Origin of the sequence: Neisseria sp. P0022.S009, assembly GCF_051956675.1 — a bacterium.
Classification (GTDB): Bacteria; Pseudomonadota; Gammaproteobacteria; order Burkholderiales; family Neisseriaceae; genus Neisseria.
On sequence record NZ_JBQCXE010000021.1, the window covers coordinates 1 to 1,650 of the forward strand.

Consider the following 1,650-nt stretch of genomic DNA (forward strand, 5'->3'; position numbering starts at 1 on the left):
CCAGCAGCGCAGGGAAAGTCACCATTGCGGCGAAGGAAGAGATTCTGATCACCTGCAAAGGGGCGTATATCAAGTTGAGTAACGGGGAAGTTGAGATCGGAAGTCCGAAGGTGGTGCGGGTGAGGGCACCGTTGGTGGTATCGGATTCACAAAGTTATAATAGCATTGATTTTCCGGTATTTTCAGGGATGATATGTAATATACAATTTAAACTATGTAATGAAAATGGAATTCCCTATTCAAACAAAAAATATACAGCTTTTTTGCCAAATGAACAAATTATCAATGGCATAACTGATAAAGAAGGTTTTACTAAAGTGTTTCTAACTCTTGAGCCAGAATCTATAAAAATACATATACATCATGATATAAATAATTGGTATGATGAAGAGTGATAAGATTTAAAGGAATTATATGAAAAAAGTATATACTAGATTTTGGATAAAAGATAACAAGGTAAAAGTTGTTAGATATGAGATATATTTTAAAATAGGGAGAAGTAGAACCGTATCTACAGGTATTAAACAGTTGGGGAGTAATGGAAAATCATCGGAAGAGGTAATAACACTTAAATCTAATGAATCAATTAAAGATGTAAATGCATTTGTACATTTTTATTTACAGAATAATCATAGGGTTAATGAGAGAGGATTCTTATTGAAAGTTTCAGATAGAAGCATTCATGAAGAATACAGAGGCTCTTTGGCCAATTTATATCAATATAGAGTTCAAGGACAGCCATTATTAGAAGATATTTTCTATACTATCATTGAATTTAAAATAACGAAGGGTATTACCAATCAAAACCCTAATAATCAACAAGTACAGCCGATAAAAACGGTATCTTTACGCTTAACAATTGATGTCCCGTATGGATTAAGATGGGTTTCATTCCTCCGTGAACCTATCAAATTAGCAGCTCAAAAAAATGGAGTAGATAAAATAGCTATTGCATCCATTGTTTTTCAAGAAAAATTTCATGGTATTTGGGCTGCGAGAAAAAATCAATTGAGTAGTATGGGGGGGATAATATTAAAACCGACAGCATCATACGGATTTGGTGAAATGCAATTAGATTTAGCTGCAGAATTACTTGGAATAAAGGGTAGGGAAAATTATTTAGAAGAAACATTTTATGTTATTACTTCTGATGCTGTTATTGCGATGGATTTAGTTGCAAAAAATATAGCTCGTGAACAGCGAAGACGGAATAGGAAATTGAATACGTTTGAAGCTACTGTTTTTCATAATTCAGGTAGGCTTGGCTTACAAAGTTATGTAGAAGGAGAAATTCCTCAACATAAAATTAATAGTAGTGTATATGGCCGATCTTGGAAGTGGCAAAATGCAATAGCTCTTGCGTTGGAAGGAATTGTAACCAACATGCCTGATAAATGTGATAGTACTAATTGTAACGTATATATTGAATACAATACAAATAAATGGGTATATGATGGAAAACAGTATTTTTAATAATTATACAAGAATATTTAATTTTATTATTTTAATATTTATATTTTTAGTTTCGCTCTTACTTGATTCTGAAAATTTTTATATTTCAGACTATATAAAAGATGGCGATGTCTATAAATTATCTGATTTACAAGGCGATATTGAGGGTGGGGCAATTATTATTAAATTGTTTTTTAT

Annotated in this window: 2 protein-coding genes and 1 pseudogene; all 3 read left to right on the plus strand. The window is 31.9% G+C overall.

Annotated elements, in window-relative coordinates; translation table 11 throughout:
- Nucleotides 1-395, plus strand: a 395-nt coding sequence (locus ACTHUG_RS11215; protein ID WP_440422248.1) for a DUF2345 domain-containing protein, incomplete at its 5' end; no start/stop codon positions are given.
- 19 nt (nt 396-414) lie between these two features.
- The gene (locus ACTHUG_RS11220; protein WP_440386612.1) at nt 415-1,473 is read left to right on the plus strand and encodes a hypothetical protein; all 1,059 of its coding nucleotides are present in this window, start codon (nt 415-417) and stop codon (nt 1,471-1,473) included.
- A pseudogene (locus ACTHUG_RS11225) lies at nt 1,451-1,650 on the plus strand (transcriptional regulator); the annotation flags it as partial. The gene ACTHUG_RS11220 and the pseudogene ACTHUG_RS11225, both read left to right, overlap by 23 nt.

What these genes read in the sequence shown, in the direction of transcription:
- ACTHUG_RS11220 (WP_440386612.1), top strand. Translation starts at nt 415, where the DNA reads ATGAAAAAAGTATATACTAGATTTTGGATAAAAGATAACAAGGTAAAA.